The sequence below is a fragment of the Pseudomonas soli genome (assembly GCF_900110655.1).
Taxonomy (GTDB): Bacteria; Pseudomonadota; Gammaproteobacteria; order Pseudomonadales; family Pseudomonadaceae; genus Aquipseudomonas; species Aquipseudomonas soli.
In genome coordinates this window covers 337,345-355,882 of sequence record NZ_FOEQ01000002.1, presented here as the reverse complement: position 1 = coordinate 355,882, position 18,538 = coordinate 337,345, and the positions used below count along the sequence as shown (strand labels likewise).

The 18,538-nt window shown below is 65.4% G+C and carries 13 protein-coding genes; 8 read left to right on the top strand and 5 right to left on the bottom strand.

The annotated features are described in order from the left end of the window. Nucleotides 1-18 precede the first annotated feature (18 nt). From topA to BMY03_RS06240, 3 genes are all read left to right on the top strand, one after another. The gene (gene topA / locus BMY03_RS06250; RefSeq protein ID WP_094010554.1) at nucleotides 19-2,628 is read left to right on the top strand and encodes a type I DNA topoisomerase; all 2,610 of its coding nucleotides are present in this window, start codon (nucleotides 19-21) and stop codon (nucleotides 2,626-2,628) included. A 110-nt stretch (nucleotides 2,629-2,738) separates the two neighbouring features. Beyond that, on the top strand, nucleotides 2,739-3,260 hold the full coding sequence (locus tag BMY03_RS06245; protein ID WP_023630869.1) for a DUF6586 family protein: 522 nt from the start codon (nucleotides 2,739-2,741) through the stop codon (nucleotides 3,258-3,260). 51 nt (nucleotides 3,261-3,311) lie between these two features. Further along, nucleotides 3,312-3,545 carry a hypothetical protein gene (locus BMY03_RS06240; RefSeq protein ID WP_023630868.1) on the top strand — a complete coding sequence of 78 codons (234 nt, stop codon included), beginning with the start codon at nucleotides 3,312-3,314 and terminating at the stop codon, nucleotides 3,543-3,545. 51 nt (nucleotides 3,546-3,596) lie between these two features. Here BMY03_RS06240 and sulA read toward each other — a convergent pair whose 3' ends face one another. Continuing rightward, entirely contained in the window at nucleotides 3,597-4,073 is a 477-nt protein-coding gene (gene sulA / locus BMY03_RS06235) for an SOS-induced cell division inhibitor SulA (protein ID WP_038705746.1), read from the bottom strand. A gap of 13 nt (nucleotides 4,074-4,086) precedes the next feature. Further along, nucleotides 4,087-4,695: a transcriptional repressor LexA gene (lexA, locus tag BMY03_RS06230; protein ID WP_023632613.1), complete on the bottom strand. Its 609-nt coding sequence runs from the start codon at nucleotides 4,693-4,695 to the stop codon at nucleotides 4,087-4,089. A gap of 209 nt (nucleotides 4,696-4,904) precedes the next feature. Between lexA and BMY03_RS06225 the strand changes: the two genes are divergently transcribed. Then, complete coding sequence (locus tag BMY03_RS06225) at nucleotides 4,905-5,609, top strand: TetR/AcrR family transcriptional regulator (protein WP_094010553.1); 705 nt, start codon at nucleotides 4,905-4,907, stop codon at nucleotides 5,607-5,609. A gap of 180 nt (nucleotides 5,610-5,789) precedes the next feature. After that, nucleotides 5,790-6,788, top strand: coding sequence for a beta-N-acetylhexosaminidase (gene nagZ, locus BMY03_RS06220; protein ID WP_177182894.1), 999 nt, complete (start codon nucleotides 5,790-5,792; stop codon nucleotides 6,786-6,788). A gap of 67 nt (nucleotides 6,789-6,855) precedes the next feature. Here nagZ and BMY03_RS06215 read toward each other — a convergent pair whose 3' ends face one another. From BMY03_RS06215 to mfd, 3 genes are read right to left on the bottom strand one after another with little or no spacing between them, the layout of a single operon-like run. After that, complete coding sequence (locus tag BMY03_RS06215; RefSeq protein ID WP_081941222.1) at nucleotides 6,856-10,170, bottom strand: DEAD/DEAH box helicase; 3,315 nt, start codon at nucleotides 10,168-10,170, stop codon at nucleotides 6,856-6,858. 4 nt (nucleotides 10,171-10,174) lie between these two features. Continuing rightward, complete coding sequence (locus tag BMY03_RS06210; protein ID WP_038705748.1) at nucleotides 10,175-10,735, bottom strand: CsiV family protein; 561 nt, start codon at nucleotides 10,733-10,735, stop codon at nucleotides 10,175-10,177. A 9-nt stretch (nucleotides 10,736-10,744) separates the two neighbouring features. After that, on the bottom strand, nucleotides 10,745-14,194 hold the full coding sequence (mfd, locus tag BMY03_RS06205) for a transcription-repair coupling factor (protein ID WP_038705749.1): 3,450 nt from the start codon (nucleotides 14,192-14,194) through the stop codon (nucleotides 10,745-10,747). 167 nt (nucleotides 14,195-14,361) lie between these two features. Between mfd and BMY03_RS06200 the strand changes: the two genes are divergently transcribed. From BMY03_RS06200 to sthA, 3 genes are all read left to right on the top strand, one after another. Continuing rightward, nucleotides 14,362-15,825, top strand: coding sequence for a glyceraldehyde-3-phosphate dehydrogenase (locus BMY03_RS06200; RefSeq protein WP_038705750.1), 1,464 nt, complete (start codon nucleotides 14,362-14,364; stop codon nucleotides 15,823-15,825). A gap of 131 nt (nucleotides 15,826-15,956) precedes the next feature. After that, on the top strand, nucleotides 15,957-16,922 hold the full coding sequence (locus BMY03_RS06195; protein WP_376786929.1) for an FAD:protein FMN transferase: 966 nt from the start codon (nucleotides 15,957-15,959) through the stop codon (nucleotides 16,920-16,922). Nucleotides 16,923-17,125: 203 nt separating this feature from the next. Continuing rightward, the gene (sthA, locus tag BMY03_RS06190; RefSeq protein ID WP_023631920.1) at nucleotides 17,126-18,520 is read left to right on the top strand and encodes a Si-specific NAD(P)(+) transhydrogenase; all 1,395 of its coding nucleotides are present in this window, start codon (nucleotides 17,126-17,128) and stop codon (nucleotides 18,518-18,520) included. Nucleotides 18,521-18,538: the final 18 nt, after the last annotated feature.

The window sequence follows — 18,538 nt, the reverse complement described above, 5'->3', positions numbered from 1 at the left end:
TCAGGAATACTCCGATCCATGGGCAAATCGCTGGTCATTGTGGAATCCCCGGCCAAGGCCAAGACCATCAACAAGTACCTGGGCAGCCAGTACGTGGTGAAGTCGAGTATCGGCCACATCCGTGACCTTCCCACCAGCGGTTCCGCCAGTGCGAGCAAGGAACCGGCGGCCAAGCGCGGCAAGGCCGCGGCCGAGGCTCCGGCCTTGTCGCCGAAGGAGAAGGCGCGCCGCACCCTGGTCGCACGCATGGGCGTCGACCCCGAGGCGGGCTGGAAGGCCAAGTACGAGATCCTTCCCGGCAAGGAGAAGGTCATCGAGGAACTGCGCCGCCTGGCCAAGGATGCCGACACCATCTATCTCGCAACCGACTTGGATCGCGAGGGGGAAGCCATCGCCTGGCACCTGCGCGAGGCCATCGGCGGCGATGACAGCCGCTACAAGCGCGTGGTGTTCAACGAGATCACCAAGAAAGCCATCCAGGAAGCCTTCTCCCAGCCGGGCGAGCTCGATATCGATCGGGTCAATGCCCAGCAGGCGCGGCGTTTCCTTGATCGCGTGGTCGGCTACATGGTCTCGCCGCTGCTGTGGGCGAAGATCGCCCGTGGCCTGTCCGCCGGCCGCGTGCAGTCGGTGGCGGTGAAGCTGGTGGTCGAGCGCGAGCGCGAGATCCGTGCCTTCAACCCGGAAGAATACTGGGAAGTCCACGCCGACCTGGGCACTGCCAAGAACGCCAAGGTGCGTTTCGAAGTGGCCCGCGAGAAGGGCGAGGCGTTCAAGCCGCTCAACGAAGCCCAGGCCATGGCCGCGCTGGAGAAGCTCAAGGCCTCCAGCTACAGCGTGAGCAAGCGCGAGGACCGGCCGACCAGCAGCAAGCCTTCGGCACCGTTCATTACCTCCACCCTGCAGCAAGCCGCAAGCAACCGCCTGGGCTTCGGGGTGAAGAAGACCATGATGATGGCCCAGCGTCTGTATGAAGCCGGCTACATCACCTACATGCGTACCGATTCGACCAACCTGTCGACCGACGCCGTCGAGATGGCCCGCAGCTACATCGAGAAGGAGTTCGGCAAGCAGTACCTGCCTGCCGCGCCCATCGTATATGGCAGCAAGGAAGGGGCCCAGGAGGCGCACGAAGCGATCCGCCCGTCCGACGTCAGCACCCACCCCACTAAGCTCAGTGGCATGGAGCGTGACGCCGAGCGCCTGTACGAGCTGATCTGGCGCCAGTTCCTGGCTTGCCAGATGCCGCCGGCGCAGTACCTGTCCACCAGCGTCACCGTGGTGGCGAGTGAGTTCGAGCTGCGCGCCAAGGGCCGGATCCTCAAGTTCGATGGTTACACCCGTGTCCTGCCGCAGCAGAGCAAGCCGGGCGAAGACGATGTGCTGCCGGAAATGGCCCAGGGTGAGGCGCTCAAGCTGATCCAGCTCGATCCCAGCCAGCACTTCACCAAGCCGCCGGCGCGCTTCACCGAAGCCAGCCTGGTCAAGGAAATGGAAAAGCGCGGTATCGGCCGCCCATCCACCTATGCGGCGATCATTTCCACCATCCAGGATCGCGGCTACGTCACGCTGCACAACCGCCGCTTCTATTCCGAGAAGATGGGCGACATCGTCACCGAGCGCCTGTCCGAGAGCTTCGCCAACCTGATGGACTACGGCTTCACCGCCGGCATGGAGGAGAACCTCGACGACGTGGCCCAGGGCGAGCGTGACTGGAAGAACGTCCTCGACGAGTTCTATGGCGACTTCAACAAGAAGTTGCAGACCGCCGAGTCCAGCGAGCACGGCATGCGTGCCAACCAGCCGACCCTGACCAACATTCCGTGCAAGGAATGTGGCCGGCCGATGATGATCCGTACCGCGTCCACCGGTGTGTTCCTCGGCTGCTCGGGTTACAGCCTGCCGCCGAAGGAGCGTTGCAAGGCGACGGTCAACCTGGTGCCGGGCGACGAAATCGCCGCCGACGACGAGGGCGAGTCCGAGTCGCTGGTGCTGCGCGGCAAGCACCGCTGCCCGATCTGTTCGACGGCGATGGATGCCTACCTGCTCGACGAGAAGCGCAAGCTGCACATCTGCGGTAACAACCCGGATTGCGCCGGCTACGAAATCGAGGAAGGCAACTACCGCATCAAGGGCTACGAAGGCCCGAGCCTGGAATGCGACAAGTGCGGCAGCGAAATGCAGCTCAAGACCGGCCGTTTCGGCAAGTTCTTCGGCTGCACCAACCCAAGCTGCAAGAACACCCGCAAGCTGCTCAAGAGCGGCGAGGCGGCGCCACCGAAGATGGACAAGGTGGACATGCCAGAGCTCAAGTGCGAGAAGGTCGACGATACCTACGTGCTGCGTGACGGTGCCTCGGGCTTGTTCCTGGCGGCCAGCCAGTTCCCGAAAAACCGCGAAACCCGTGCGCCGCTGGTGCTGGAGATCGTCCCGCACAAGCACGAGATCGATCCGAAGTATCACTTCCTCTGCGAAGCGCCACAGAAGGACCCGGAAGGGCGCCCGACGGTGATCCGCTACAGCCGCAAGACCAAGGAGCAGTACGTGCAGTCCGAGGTGGACGGCAAGCCTACCGGCTGGAAGGCGTTCTACGACGGCAAGGCGTGGAAGGTCGAAGACAAGCGCTGATCTGAAGGCGTGACTGGGGCCGCTCCGCAGCCCCACTCATTTGATGACAAGCAAAGCGCAATCCCTGAAACTGCAGGCAATCGCCTTGCAGCCTTCAGGAGTCAGTCGAAATGGCCCAGGAACTCTACACCCGCACCAACCAGAAACTGTTCTTCGCCGGCCTCGCGCTGGAGTCCATGGCCAAGGCCGCGGACAGCCAGGCGCTGAATGCCCAGGGGCTGCTCCAGGCCGAGCGCGAGTCGGCGCTGTTCCACCTGTATGGCGCGCTGCTTGGGCTGTGCCACGAGATCGCCGGCTTCTACCGCCTGCCCCAGGCCTCGGCGGCACGGGCGGAATTGCTGTTCAGCGACGAGGTGCTGCAGAGCGTGGCGATCCCGGAAATGGCCGAGCTGCTGGAGCTGGCCCGCCAGCCGGAAACCTGGCTGGCGCGTCTGCTGGCGGCTTATGCCGATTTGTTCCGACCACCGGTCGCGAAGAAAACCGTCAAGGGTGACGTTACCCAGCCGCTGATCCAGGCCGTCAATCTGGACGAGCCTGAGCCGGCCGAGCTTTCCCGGGAGGAGTTGGAGGCCTGGCGGCAGAACCTGAAAAGCCTGGTGAGACGATTCCGCGATGCGCTGAGTGAGTGCTGAGCGCTTCCATGGCTGGTACACTAGCGGCCTTTCGTGAAAAGCAGGCCCTTTATGTCAACGTCCTTTCTAGAAATTGTCGAGTTGCCTGATGGCCGGATCGAGCTGCGCCGCGCCGAAGATGAAGGCTCCCTGGTAACCCTGGATTTTTCCGAGGATGCCAAGGCATTCCTGCAAGGACAGCATGTGGAAGTGGCCAAGGCCATGCTCAGCGTTGGTGTGCAAATGGCCGGCCGCCTGGTTGAAGGCGACTTCGAGCGAGAAGAGGGGCCGCGCGTCCTTCACTGAGCCACGGTAGCGGCCCAGGGTTTCAAGCGTTTGACAGGCAAAGCCTGAACATCAGCCGAGGCGGATGTTCAGGCTTTGTGCGTTTCCGCTGGCCGCTGCGCGCTGCAGCTGTTGGCGGGCGTTGCTGTTGATGGTGCCCAGCCAGCTGACCACGGTATGGCTGTGCCCGAGGCGCAGCGCCTCGCAAGCCAGTTGCAGGGCCGTCTGCCTGCCGCCGGGTTGCAGCAACAGGATGCGTTCGCGGTTCAGGCCGGCATCACGCAACCAGGCCTGGGTGAGGCTGCCGGGTGGGGCGATGAGCGTCAGCCAACGGCTGTCGTCTTCTTCGCTGAGTTCGCGCAGGATCGGCGCCAGCAAGCTCTGGCAGTGCCCTGGCGCGCCGCGCAGGGCCAGCTCGCTGAACAGCTCTGGCTGGCTGCTCTTGCGCGGCGCCTCGCTGGGCTTGAGGCCTGGCAGCACTGGCTGGGCAAGGAAGGCCTCGAACAGCGGCAACTGGGCTTGCTGGGGTGCATGGGTGAACGGCTGCATGACGCCTCCTGGTTCAGCGGCGCAGGACGCCGACGCTCAAGCCCTCGATCACCAGCTCCTGTTCCTTCAGGTCTACTTCGATGGGGGCGAATTCGGGGTTCTCGGCGATCAGCCAGACCTTGCTGCCTTCGCGCTTGAAGCGCTTGACGGTCACTTCGTCGCCGATACGGGCTACCACCACCTGGCCGTTGCGGGCTTCGCGGGTGGTGTGCACGGCGAGCAGGTCGCCGTCGAAGATGCCGATGTCCTTCATGCTCATGCCGTGCACCCGCAGCAGGTAATCGGCGCGCGGATGGAAGAAGGCCGGATTGATGCTGCAGGAATCCTCGATGTGCTGCTCGGCGAGGATCGGTGCACCGGCGGCGACGCGGCCGATGATGGGCAGGCCGCTGTCCTCCTGCTTGGGCTCGAGGCCGGGGATGCGGATACCGCGAGAGGCGCCAGGGGTCATCTCGATGGCGCCCTTGCGGGCCAGGGCTTTCAGGTGCTCCTCGGCGGCGTTGGGCGACTTGAAGCCCAGCTCCTGCGCGATTTCGGCGCGGGTGGGCGGGAAGCCGTTGTCTTCGAGGCAGCGTTTGATGAAAGCCAGAATCTCGGCTTGGCGTGGCGTCAGTTTCAGCATGGGCGAGGGCTCTGTCTTTATATACAGTGACTGGGATTATATACAGTGGCTGGCAAGCTGCAAGCTTCCTTGCCGCACAACCGCTGCAAAGCGTGCGCATTCAATGCCTTGTGGCTGTGTTTAAATGAGCGACCACCCAGTCACTGAGCCTTGACATAATCAGGCTTGAAACGTATGTTTCAAACAACTGTTTGTCAGGCGGAGTAGTCATGGCCCAATCGGAAACCGTTGAGCGCATCCTCGATGCGGCGGAGCAGCTGTTCGCGGAGCGCGGGTTCGCGGAAACCTCATTGCGGCTGATCACCAGCAAGGCCGGGGTCAACCTGGCGGCGGTGAACTACCATTTCGGTTCGAAGAAAGCCCTGATCCAGGCGGTCTTTTCCCGCTTCCTGGGCCCTTTCTGCGCCAGCCTGGAGCGTGAGCTCGACCGCCACCAGGCGCGTCCCGAGCAGAAGGCCTCGCTCGAGGAACTGCTGGAAATGCTGGTGGAGCAGGCCCTGGTGGTGCAACCGCGCAGCAACAACGACCTGTCGATCTTCATGCGCCTGCTGGGCCTGGCCTTCAGCGAGAGCCAGGGGCACCTGCGCCGTTACCTGGAAGACATGTACGGCAAGGTGTTCCGCCGCTACATGCTGCTGGTCAACGAGGCCGCGCCGCGCATTCCGCCACTGGAGCTGTTCTGGCGCGTGCACTTCATGCTCGGCGCCGCGGCGTTCAGCATGTCGGGTATCAAGGCCCTGCGCGCCATCGCCGAAACCGACTTCGGCATCAACACCTCGATCGAGCAGGTCATGCGCCTGATGGTGCCGTTCCTGGCCGCAGGCATGCGTGCCGATAGCGGTGTCACCGACGAGGCCATGGCCGCGGCGCAGTTGCGCCCACGCAGCAAGTCCGGCGCGCCCGCCAAGGTCTGAGCACTGGGCGGGGCAGGGCGCTTGCGCTAAGCTAGCGCCCATGCCTGAATTCGCCCCCGCCGCAATTCCCGTCAGCACGGCAGCTTCGCCACTGAACCATCGGACACCGCGTTGTCCGATGTGTGCGTGCGTCTGCGCGACCTCCGGATCTCCAATGAAGGACTCCCTATGACTGCCAGCCTGCAAGGCTCCCTGATGGTGGACATCGCCGGTAAATGGCTGACCGCCGAAGACCGCCATCTGCTGCGCCAGCCCGAAGTGGCCGGCCTGATCATCTTTGCCCGCAACATCGACAGCCCGCGCCAGGTGCGCGAGTTGTGCGCCTCGATTCGCGCCATCCGTCCCGAGCTGATCCTCGCCGTGGACCAGGAAGGCGGGCGGGTCCAGCGCCTGCGCCAGGGCTTCGTGCGCCTGCCGGCCATGCGCGCCATCGCCGACAACGCCAATGCCGAATACCTGGCCGAGCAGTGCGGCTGGCTGATGGCCACCGAGGTGCTGGCGGTAGGCCTGGACCTGAGCTTTGCCCCGGTGCTGGACCTCGACCATCAGCGCAGTGCGGTGGTCGGCAGCCGCGCCTTCGAAGGCAAACCACAGCGGGCCACCGAACTGGCCGGCGCCTTCATCCGTGGCATGAATGCCGCGGGCATGGCCGCCTGTGGCAAGCATTTCCCCGGTCACGGCTGGGCCGAGGCCGATTCCCATGTGGCGATCCCGGTCGATGAGCGCAGCCTGGAACAGCTGCGCACAGCCGACCTGGTGCCGTTCACCCGCTTGAGCGGCCAGTTGGCGGCGGTGATGCCGGCCCACGTGATCTACCCGCAGGTCGACAACCAGCCGGCCGGCTTCTCCCGGCGCTGGCTGCAGGACATCCTGCGCGGCGAGCTGGGCTTCGACGGGGTGATCTTCAGCGACGACCTGTCCATGGCTGGCGCCCACGTGGTGGGCGATGCCGCCAGCCGCATCGAGGCCGCGCTGAGCGCGGGCTGCGACATGGGCCTGGTGTGCAATGACCGGGCTTCGGCCGAGCTGGCGCTGAGCGCGGCGCAGCGCATGAAGGTCAAGCCGTCGCCGCGGATTGCACGGATGCGCGGGCAGGGCTTTGCGCGTACCGATTACCGCCAGCAGCCGCGTTGGCTGGAGGCGCTGGGGGCGTTGAAGGAAGCCCAGCTGGTCGACTGACCTCGCTGGCCTTCTCGCGGGCCAAGCCCGCTGCCACGAAGCCCTGAGGGTTAGTGGCAGCGGGCTTTTACTTGCTTCGTTTACCCGGCAGTGGCGCGAACAGCGCCTCGATCTCTTCATCCCCCAACCGCCATTGCCCGGCCTGCCCGCCGTCGAGCAGCCCGGCTGCCAGTGCCGCCTTCTCTTGCTGCAACTGCTGGATCTTCTCTTCCACCGTTCCCCGGGTGATCAGCTTGAACACGAACACCGGCTTGTCCTGGCCGATGCGGTAGGCGCGGTCGGTGGCCTGGTTTTCACTGGCCGGGTTCCACCACGGGTCGTAGTGGATCACGGTGTCGGCGGCGGTCAGGTTAAGCCCCGTGCCGCCGGCCTTGAGGCTGATCAGGAATACCTCGCTGTCGCCATTCTGGAACTGCTGCACGGGGGCGCGACGGTCGCGGGTGTCGCCGGTCAGCAGGCTGTAGCGGATGCCGCGCTTCTCCAGCTCGAACTCGATCAGTGCCAGCATCGAGGTGAACTGCGAGAACAGCAGGACCTTGCGCCCCTCGCTGAGCAACTCCTCGAGCATCTCCAGCAGGCTGCCCAGCTTGCCCTTGTCGGCGAACGAGCCCTTGGCCTCGGTGCCCTTGACCAGGCGCAGGTCGCAGCACACCTGGCGCAACTTGAGCAGTGCGTCGAGGATGACGATCTGGCTGCGCGCGGCGCCGTTGCGGGCGATCTCGTCGCGGACCTTCTTGTCCATTGCCACCCGCAGCGCCTCGTAGGTGTCGCGTTGGGCGTCGCTGAGCTCGACCCAGTGGATCATCTCGGTCTTTGCCGGCAGTTCGGTGGCCACCTGTTCCTTGGTGCGGCGCAGCAGGAACGGGCGGATGCGGCTGGCCAGGTGGGCCATGCGCTCGGCGTCGCCGTGGCGCTCGATCGGGGTACGGTATTCCTGGGTGAAGCGCTTGCTGTCGCCCAGCCAGCCGGGCATCAGGAAATGGAAGATCGACCACAGCTCGCCGAGGTTGTTCTCCATCGGCGTGCCGGTCAGGCACAGCCGCTGGCTGGCCTGCAGCTCGCGCACGGCCTGGGCGGCCTTGCTGGTGCTGCTCTTGATGTTCTGCGCCTCGTCCAGCACCAGCAGGTGCCAGGGCTGGGCCTTGAGTGGCTCCAGGTCGCGGGGGACCAGGGCGTAGGTGGTCAGCACCAAGTCATGCTCGGCGAGGTTGGCGAAGTGCTTGTTGCGGCCCGGGCCATGCAAGGCTAGCACGCGCAGGCCGGGGGCGAAGCGCCGGGCTTCGTCGAGCCAGTTGGGCACCAGGCTGGTGGGCATCACCGCCAGCGCCGGATGTTCCAGTCGCCCGCTTTCCTTCTCCAGCTGCAGGTGGGCCAGGGTCTGCAGGGTCTTGCCCAGGCCCATGTCGTCGCCGAGGATGCCGCCGGTGCCCATTTCGCGCAGGGCTTGCAGCCAGTTCAGGCCCTGCTGCTGGTAGGGGCGCAATGTGGCGTTCAGGCCTTCGGGCGGCGTCACCTGCAGGTCGCGGGCGTCGCGCAGGCGCCGGCCGAGGTCGCGCACATGGCTGCCACCTTCCCATTGCAGCGGCAGGTGGTCGATGTCATTGAGGCGCGCGGCATCGGTGCGGTCCAGGCGCAGGCTCGGGCCCACGGCGTCGTCGTGCAGGTACAGCTCGCCCAGGGTGCCCATCACCGCCTTGATGCGCCCGTAGGGCAGGGCGACCCGCAACGCCGGGCCGTCATGGCGGGCGCGGTTGAGGTCGATCAGCAGGTGCTCGTCATCATTGCGCCGCGCCAGTTCGCTGGGCCGCAGCAGTTCCGGGCTGGTGCGCAGCAACTGCAGGACAATCGGCAGCAGGCTGTGGCGCTGGCCGTCGACCACGATACCCAGTTCGAGGTCGAACCATTCGTGGCCTGGCGCTTCCTCGATGGTCGCATACCAGTCGTCGACCTCGTGCAGGTTGAAGGCGAAGTCGCGGTGTACGTCGATCACCCAGCCTGCCTCGCGCAGGCGCGGCAGGCCCTCGCGGGCGAAGCGCAGCCAGGCTTCGTCGTCGGGCAACTGGTACATTTCGCCGGCGCTGTCGGGCAGGGCCTTGCTCTGGCGGGTGGCCACCTTGAAGCCGTGGTCGCGCAGGGCCTTGCGCAGGGCCTGCTCGGCCTGTGGCTGGCGCTGGATGCGCTGGCTGGTGGTGCCCACCAGGCGGCTGAGTGGCTTGTCGTCGCTGCTGCTGGCGCGCAGGCCGTCGTAGTCGAATGCCAGCGCGGCGCGGTGCTGCATCTGGCGTTGCATGCGCCCGGTCTTGGGCGTGTAGGCGCTGAATTCGAGGCTGCCGAGGGTCAGGTGCGGGGTTGGCTCGATGCCGTCGAGCTGTTCTTCCTGCACGGCGGTGGGGGTCGGCAGGCGATGGTTGAGCGCGTTGAGCTTGTGGCTGAGAGGCACGATAAGGTGTTCCGGTACATCGGGGGCAAGGGACAGCTGCAGGGCGGTATGCGGGTCCAGGTCGTGGCTGACGGTACCGACTTCCTTGGTATCGATATCGAAATAGAACAGCGGTATCAGCGGCAGTATGCAATTGAGCGGCTGCTCGCCGCAGTACCACATGCCTCGGTAGTCACCATTGTCCAGGCGAACCCAGCGGAACTGTGCCCGGCGTTCCGCGCCCTGTTGCAGCAGCGGCAGCCCTTCGATGAACATCAGGCGCCCGGTGTCCAGCACCCGCTGCAGCAACTCGCCGCCTTCATGACCCTTGAGCGTGTAGCCGCGTTCCTGGCCGTAGGGTGCGTTCTGCGCGGAGAGCTGGCGCAGGATGCGCAGGTCTTCCTCCTTGACGTACTTTGGCGGCTCGTAAAGCAATTCGTATAACGAATGGATGCGGCTGTAGCGGATGCCGTGCTCTTCGCGAGTACCCTTGCGCACGCGCAGCGCGCAGCTGCTGTGGTCATCGACGAGCATCAACTCGTAACAGACCATGCGCCCGCGCCGGTCTTCAGCGCCGTCTTGCCTGGGGGTGGGCTGCTCCAGGCCCTGCAGCCAATGCTGCAGGTGATGAGGCAGTTGCTCGCCGCTGGCCGCACCACGCCCGTAGCTGCTGGCCAGGGTGTAGAGCGCGGCGGCGCAATGCTTGCAGTTTTCGCCGACCGGGCAGGAGCAGTTGCCGCGCACGTGGCATTGCCCGGATGGCCGCGCAGTGATGATGATCCGCTGGCGGTAGACATTGCCGCCGCTGCCGCGGCAGGTTGAATCGATGCGAGATTCGCCGTGGGACTGGATCTGCACCAGGCCCTGTTCGGCGTAGCGCTCGCCACGTTGCAGGGTGGCCGCGGAAAAGTCGCGCTTCCAGCTCCGATTCTCGGCTACCAGCTTCTGCACATCGGCGTTCACGGTTTCACTGCTCCATCATTTCCGGATCCGGCAGTGGCATCTTGCGCATGCCGGCAGGAGATACCTTGAGCAGCACGGCCAGGTGACCCCCATCGAGGAAGGTCAGCTGCCCGGCTTTCATGTTGCTGTTGCTCTGCTTGAATTGCTCGCTGCGCAGCACGCTGCCATTGCTGTCGAGCTGGTTGACCCAGAGGTTTGCGTCCACGGCGATGAAGCGGCTTTCCTGGATGCTCAGGTTGCCCTCGATCGGGAAGTGGCCGAACTGTTCGTCACCGGCACTCAGGGCAACGGTTTCGCCATCCTGCTGCCAGGCCTTGTGCAGCAGCACGGTGTAATCGGCGGTGGCCTGCAGGCGGGTGACTTCGTCACCCAGGCCGGTCGGGCGCTCGGCGCCTTTTTCCAGGCGCGGCGCGCCGGCGCTCCAGTCTTCCGGGGCGAACGGGCTGGTGATCGCCGGCACGGCGTTCTGCCGCACCAGGATCATTTCCACCTGGTAGGGGCCTGCGGCGAAGGCAGCTGGCGTGAGCAGGGCCAGCAGCAGGGTCAGGCAACGGATGGCACGCATGAAGCTTCCTTATGGATTTTGTGGGGTGAGGCGCTCGAACAGCGCTTCCAGGGTGTTGAAACGTTCTTCGGGGCGTTCCATCGGCACCAGGAAGCGGAACTGGGTCGCGCCTTCGAACTTGTAGCGTTTGGGCTGGCCCTGGATCAGCTTGATCAGGGTCAGCGGGTCGACCGGGGTTTCGGCTTCGAATTCGAGCTTGCCGCCGTTGGGGCCGGCATCGACCTTCTTGATGCCGAGCTTTTCCGCCTGCAGCTTGAGCAGGGTCAGGCGCATCAGGTTCTTGGTCGGCTCCGGCAGCAGCCCGAAGCGGTCGATCATCTCCACCTGCAAGTCCTTGAGCCCCTCTTCGTCGGCTGCCGAGGCGATGCGCTTGTACAGGATCAGGCGCGCATGCACGTCGGGCAGGTAGTCCTCGGGGATCAGCGCCGGCAGGCGCAGGTTGATCTCCGGGCCGCCGCCCAGCGGCTGTTCGAGGTTCGGCTGGGTGCCCTTGCGGATGGCCTTGACCGCGCGTTCGAGCATCTCCATGTACAGGGTGAAGCCGACCGCCTGGATCTGCCCGCTCTGGCCTTCGCCGAGCAGTTCGCCGGCGCCGCGGATCTCCAGGTCGTTGGTGGCCAGGACGAAGCCCGCGCCCAGGTCCTGGGTATTGGCGATGGCCTCCAGGCGTTTCTCGGCGTCAGCGCTGATCTGCTGGCGCGGCGGGGTCAGCAGGTAGGCATAGGCCTGGTGGTGGCTGCGCCCGACCCGGCCACGCAGTTGGTGCAATTGCGCCAGGCCGAACTTGTCGGCGCGCTCGATGACGATGGTGTTGGCGCTTGGCACGTCGATGCCGGTCTCGATGATGGTCGAGGCAATCAGCACGTTGAAGCGCTTGTGGTAGAAGTCGCTCATCACCTGCTCGAGCTCGCGTTCGCGCATCTGCCCGTGGCCGATGCCGATGCGTGCCTCGGGCACCAGTTCGGCCAGCTCGGCCGCGCACTTCTCGATGGTTTTCACATCGTTGTGCAGGTAGTACACCTGGCCGCCGCGCAGCAGTTCGCGCAGCAGCGCTTCCTTAACCGTGCTCTTGTTCTGCTCCATGACGAAGGTGCGCACCGACAGGCGCCGCGCCGGGGGCGTGGCGATGATCGACAGGTCGCGCATGCCCGACACGGCCATGTTCAGCGTGCGCGGAATCGGCGTGGCCGTCAGCGTCAGGATGTCAACCTCACTGCGCAGCGCCTTGAGCTGTTCTTTCTGGCGCACGCCGAAGCGGTGTTCCTCGTCGATGATGGCCAGGCCCAGGTCCTTGAAGCGCACGTCGTCCTGCAGCAGCTTGTGAGTGCCGATGAGGATGTCGATCTTGCCCTCGGCAAGATCCGCTGCGGCGCTGGCCACTTCCTTGGCCGACTTGAAGCGGCTCATCACCTCGACCTTCACCGGCCAGTCGGCGAAGCGGTCGCGGAAGCTGTTGTAGTGCTGCTGGGCGAGCAGGGTCGTGGGCACCAGCACCGCCACCTGGCGGCCGCTGTGCACGGCGATGAAGGCGGCGCGCATGGCCACCTCGGTCTTGCCGAAGCCGACGTCGCCGCACACCAGGCGGTCCATGGGCTGGCCGGCGAGCATGTCGGCACGCACGGCCTCGATGGCGGTCTGCTGGTCGGGGGTTTCCTCGAACGGGAAGCCGGCGCTGAAGGTGGCGTAGTCGGCGGCCGGGTCGGCGAAGGCATAGCCTTTGCGCGCGGCGCGCCGGGCATAGATATCGAGCAGCTCGGCGGCGACGTCGCGCACCTGCTCGGCGGCCTTGCGCTTGGCTTTCTGCCAGGCCTCGGAGCCCAGCCGGTGAAGTGGGGCCAGTGCGTCGTCGCTGCCGGTGTAGCGGGCAATCAGGTGCAGGTTGGCCACCGGCACGTAGAGCTTGGCGCCCTCGGCGTATTCGAGGGTGAGGAACTCGGCGGCCTGGCCGTCGATTTCCAGGGTGGCCAGGCCCAGGTAGCGGCCCACGCCATGGTCGATGTGCACTACCGGCGCGCCTTCGCGCAGCTCGGTGAGGTTCTTGATTACCGCGTCGTTGGCCGCCTCGCCGCGTTTCTCGCGGCGCCTGCGCTGCATCACGCGCTGGCCGAACAGTGGGCTTTCCGCTACCAGGGCAATGGCCGGGTCGTCCAGCAGCAGGCCGTCGTCCAGGGGGGCGATGGTGATCGCCAGGCGCTCGCCGCCGGTGACGAAGTCGGCCCAGCTGTCGACCGTCTGCGGGCGCAGCTTGAGGCGTTCGAGCAGCTCCAGCAGCACTTCGCGCCGGCCCGCGGACTCCGCGGTGAACAGCACGCGGCCGCTGAACTGGTCGAGGAAGTTGGCCAGTTCCGCCAGCGGCTGGTGGGCCTTGGCCTCGATGGCCAGGTTGGGCAGGGCGCGGGCGGGGAAGCGCTCGCGCCCCGCGCCGGCGTCGAGGTCCTCGGCGCTGACTACCACCCGTGGCCATTGCTTGAGGCGGGCGAAGCAATCCTCCACCGGCAGGAACAGTTCCGCAGGGGGCAGTAGTGGCCGGGTCATGTCGCCGCGGCGCTCTTCATAGCGCCCGCGCACATCGTTCCAGAAGTGTTCGGCGGCCTGTTCCACGCCCGGCAGCGAGAACACCTGGGTGTCGGCCGGCAGGTAATCGAACAGGGTGGCGGTTTCTTCGAAGAACAGCGGCAGGTAGTACTCGATGCCGGCGGGGATGATGCCGCTGGTGAGGTCCTGGAAGATCGCGCTACGGCGGAAGTCGACGTCGAAGCGTTCGCGGAAGCGCGCCTTGAAGCGCGTCACCTCGTCCTTCTGCATGGGGAACTCGCGCGCCGGCAGCAGGCGGATCGAGTCGACCTTGTCGATCGAGCGCTGGCTTTCCGGGTCGAAGGTGCGCAGGGTCTCGATCTCGTCGTCGAACAGGTCGATGCGGTACGGCTGTTTGCTGCCCATCGGGAACAGGTCGATCAGCGCGCCGCGCACGGCGAACTCGCCGTGCTCGTAGACCGTGTCGACGCAGCGGTAGCCGCTGGCTTCCAGGCGCGCGCGCATCTGCTCGACGTCGATCTTCTGGCCCACGTCCAGCACCAGGCTGCTGCCCAGCAGGAAGCGCGTGGGGGCCAGGCGGTGCAGGGCGGTGGTGATCGGCACGACGAGAATGCCATGGCTCAGCTCCGGCAACCGATAGAGGCTGGCGATGCGCTGGGAGATGATGTCCTGGTGCGGCGAGAACAGGTCGTAGGGCAGGGTTTCCCAATCGGGGAAGGGCAGCACCGGCAGTTCCGGCGCGAAAAAGCGCAGTTCCTGCTCCAGGCGGTCGGCCGCCTGGCTGTCGGCGGTCAGCAGCAAGGTGAAGCGACCGGCGGTACTGGCAGCCTCGGCGACGGCCAGGCTCAAGGCCGCGCCGGGCAGGTTGCCCCAGGTTTGTTTGCCGGCCGTGGCCGACATTTGCGGTAGGCGCAGAACTGACACGGGAGATCGGACTCCAAGCGTTGCGGCAAAGAGGTCGATTGTACCGGTGACGAGGCGCGCTGTCAGGTTCGAAAGGGCTTGGCGACGGGGGTTGGCGCCGGCGACAGGCGCTCATTGCCCGATACGCCGCGGGGCGTCATAATGTAGCCCCTTTTTTGTTCCCCTACATGTGGAAGGTTACCGTGACTCAGAAGCCCGACCAGTGTCTTGGTGAGTGGATCGATCGTGAAGCCCTGGCTGAAGCGATGATCCCGCTTATCGGTCAGCTCTACCGCAACAACAACGTGGTGAGCTCGATCTATGGCCGCAGCCTGATCAACCGTTCGGTTATCTCGATCCTCAAAGCCCACCGCTTTGCCCGTCACCGTCAGACCGACGAGACCGAGCTGTCCGTCCACGAGACATTCCCCCTGCTCAAGGCCATGAGCGAGCTGAAGCTGGGCGCCGCCTCGGTGGACCTGGGCAAGCTGGCCAACAAGTTCAAGGCCGAAGGCAATGGCCGCAGCGCCGAGCAGTTCGTCCGTGACGAGCTGGCCGACGTCGTGGGTCAGCAGAACGCTTCCGCACGCAAGGGCACCGACGTCGTCCTGTACGGCTTCGGCCGCATCGGCCGCCTGCTGGCGCGCATCCTGATCGAGAAGACCGGTGGCGGCGACGGCCTGCGCCTGCGCGCCATCGTCGTGCGCAAGGGCGCCGAGAACGACCTGGTCAAGCGCGCCAGCCTGCTGCGCCGCGACTCGGTGCACGGTCCGTTCGACGGCACCATCGTCATCGATGAAGCCAACAACACCATCACCGCCAACGGCAACCTGATCCAGGTGATCTACGCCAAGAGCCCGAGCGAAGTCGACTACACCCAGTATGGCATCCACGATGCGCTGATCGTCGACAACACCGGCGTATGGCGTGACGCCGACGGCCTCGGCCAGCACCTGGCCTGCCCGGGCGCCGCCCGCGTGATCCTCACCGCACCTGGCAAGGGCGCGCTGAAGAACATCGTGCACGGCATCAACCACGGCGACATCAGCGCCGACGACAAGATCATCTCGGCGGCGTCCTGCACCACCAACGCCATCGTGCCGGTGCTCAAGGCCATCAACGACCAGTACGGCATCGTCAACGGCCACGTCGAAACCGTTCACTCGTTCACCAACGACCAGAACCTGATCGACAACTTCCACAAGGGCAGCCGCCGTGGCCGCGCCGCGCCGCTGAACATGGTCATCACCGAGACCGGTGCCGCGACTGCCGCCGCCAAGGCGCTGCCAGTGCTCAAGGGCAAGCTGACCGGTAACGCGATCCGTGTTCCGACGCCGAACGTGTCGATGGCCATTCTCAACCTGAACCTTGAGAAAGCCACCAACCGCGAAGAGCTGAACGAGTACCTGCGCCAGACCGCCATGCACTCCGAGCTGCACAAGCAGATCGACTACGTCAGCTCCCAGGAAGTGGTATCGACCGACTTCGTCGGTTCGCGCCACGCCGGTGTGGTCGACGCCGAGGCGACCATCTGCAACGACAACCGTGTTGTCCTGTACGTCTGGTACGACAACGAATTCGGTTACAGCTGCCAGGTGGTGCGCGTGATGGAAGACATGGCCGGTGTGAACCCGCCAGCGTTTCCACGCTGATCCGCTTGTAATGCGTTGAGAAAACGGGAACCTTCGGGTTCCCGTTTTTTTTCGCCTGGCCTCAGCGTGGGGCAGTCCTGACACTTGAGATCTAAAGATTGCGTGCGCTTTTAATCTGCATCCTCATTCTGATGTCCGCCTGCAAACCAACCCCGACCCTCGAGCGCTTTGGCGGCCCGACCATGGGCAGCAGCTACAGCATCCAGTACGTGCGCCAGCCCGGCGGCCCGGCGCCGGAGCAGGTGCAGGCAGCGGTTGAAAGCATCCTGCAGGCGATCGACGCGCATTACTCCACCTACCGCGGCGACTCCATCGTCAGCCGTTTCAACCAATTGCCGGCCAACCAGTGCCTGCCCATCGATGCCGACATGCTGGAGCTGGTTACTTTCGGCCAGCACCTGGCCGAACAGAGTCAGGGCGCCTTCGACCTTACCGTCGAGCCGCTACTCGACCTCTGGGGCTTCGGCCCGCAGGCTCGCGAAATGCAGGTGCCGGAGCCGCAGGCGCTGGCCAGGGCGCGCCTGCGCATGGGTTACCGCCACCTGCGCCTCGAGGGCGAGGCCCTGTGCAAAGACGCCGCCATCGAGCTGGATTTCAACAGCATCGCCGCCGGCCACGCCGTCGACCTGATCGCCCAGCGCCTGCGCGCCATGGGCATCGACAACTTCCTCGCCGAGGCCACCGGTGAACTCAAGGCCGTGGGCCGCAAGCCCGACGGCAGTGCCTGGCGGGTGGCGCTGGAGCTGCCGCGCGAGGACCGCCAGATCGCCCGCCAGGTCATCGACGTGCAGGACCTGGCCGTATCGACCTCGGGTGACTATCGGCACTATTTCGAGGACAATGGCCAGCGCTATTCGCACACCTTCGATGCCCGCCTCGGGCGCCCGGTCGCCCACGACCTGGCGGCGGTGACGGTGCTGGACGCCTCGGCGCTGCTGGCCGACGGCTACTCGACCCTGCTGTTGATCCTCGGGCCGCAGCAAGGCTGGGATTTCGCCATCGCCCACGGTATCGCCGCGGTGCTGGTGACCCGGGTCGAGGGTGGTTTCGTCTCCCGTTCCACGCCGGCCTTCGAGCGGCGGGTGAAAGGCGAGTGAAAGGCAAGCCACGGATGATCCAGGCCAGGGAAACGGTGAAACGACATGTAGTGCAGGCAATAATGGCCTACGACGCGACCAAGGGTTAATGTGCGCGGCGTTCACGCTTGATTAGACTGCACCCGAATTTTCTCATGGCGCCCCGGCGACATGATCGCGCCCCGCGGCCATCCGGCCGGCGGGCCAGTTCTGAAGGAGTACGCATGGCTGTCTACAACTACGACGTAGTGGTGCTGGGTTCCGGCCCGGCCGGTGAGGGCGCGGCAATGAACGCCGCCAAAGCAGGGCGCAAGGTGGCCATGGTCGACAGCCGTCGCCAGGTCGGTGGCAACTGCACCCACCTGGGCACCATCCCGTCCAAGGCGCTGCGTCACTCCGTGCGGCAGATCATGCAGTTCAACACCAACCCGATGTTCCGCGCCATCGGCGAGCCGCGCTGGTTCTCCTTCCCCGACGTGCTCAAGAGTGCCGAGAAGGTCATCAGCAAGCAGGTCGCCTCGCGCACCGGCTACTACGCGCGCAACCGCGTCGATGTGTTCGTCGGCACCGGCAGCTTCGCCGACGAGCAGACCGTCGAAGTGGTGTGCCCCAACGGCGTGGTCGAGAAGCTCAACGCCAAGCACATCATCATCGCCACCGGCTCGCGCCCGTACCGTCCGGCCGACATCGACTTCCACCACCCGCGCGTCTATGACAGCGACACCATCCTCAGCCTCAGCCATACCCCGCGCAAGCTGATCGTCTACGGCGCCGGGGTGATCGGTTGCGAATACGCCTCGATCTTCAGCGGCCTGGGTGTGCTGGTGGAACTGGTCGACAACCGCGGCCAGTTGCTGAGCTTCCTGGATTCGGAGATTTCCCAGGCGCTGAGCTACCACTTCAGCAACAACAACATCACCGTGCGCCACAACGAGGAGTACGACCGTGTCGAAGGCCTGGACAACGGGGTGATCCTGCACCTGAAGTCGGGCAAGAAGATCAAGGCCGACGCCTTGCTGTGGTGCAACGGGCGGACCGGCAACACCGACAAGCTGGGCCTGGAGAACATCGGTATCAAGGTCAACAGCCGTGGCCAGATCGAGGTCGACGAGACCTACCGCACCAGCGTGCCGAACATCTACGGTGCCGGTGACGTGATCGGCTGGCCGAGCCTGGCCAGCGCCGCCCACGACCAGGGCCGCTCGGCGGCCGGCAGCATCGTCGACAACGGCAGCTGGCGCTTCGTCAACGACGTGCCGACCGGCATCTACACCATTCCGGAGATCAGCTCGATCGGCAAGAACGAGCAGGAACTGACCCAGGCCAAGGTGCCCTACGAAGTGGGCAAGGCCTTCTTCAAGAGCATGGCCCGCGCGCAGATCGCCGGCGAGCCGCAAGGCATGCTGAAGATCCTGTTCCACCGCGAGACCCTGGAGGTCCTGGGTGTGCACTGCTTCGGCTACCAGGCCTCGGAGATCGTCCACATCGGCCAGGCGGTGATGAACCAGCCGGGCGAACAGAACAACCTGAAGTACTTCGTCAACACCACCTTCAACTACCCGACCATGGCCGAGGCCTATCGGGTAGCCGCCTATGATGGTCTGAACCGGCTTTTTTGAGCGGCTCCGACCGGTGGC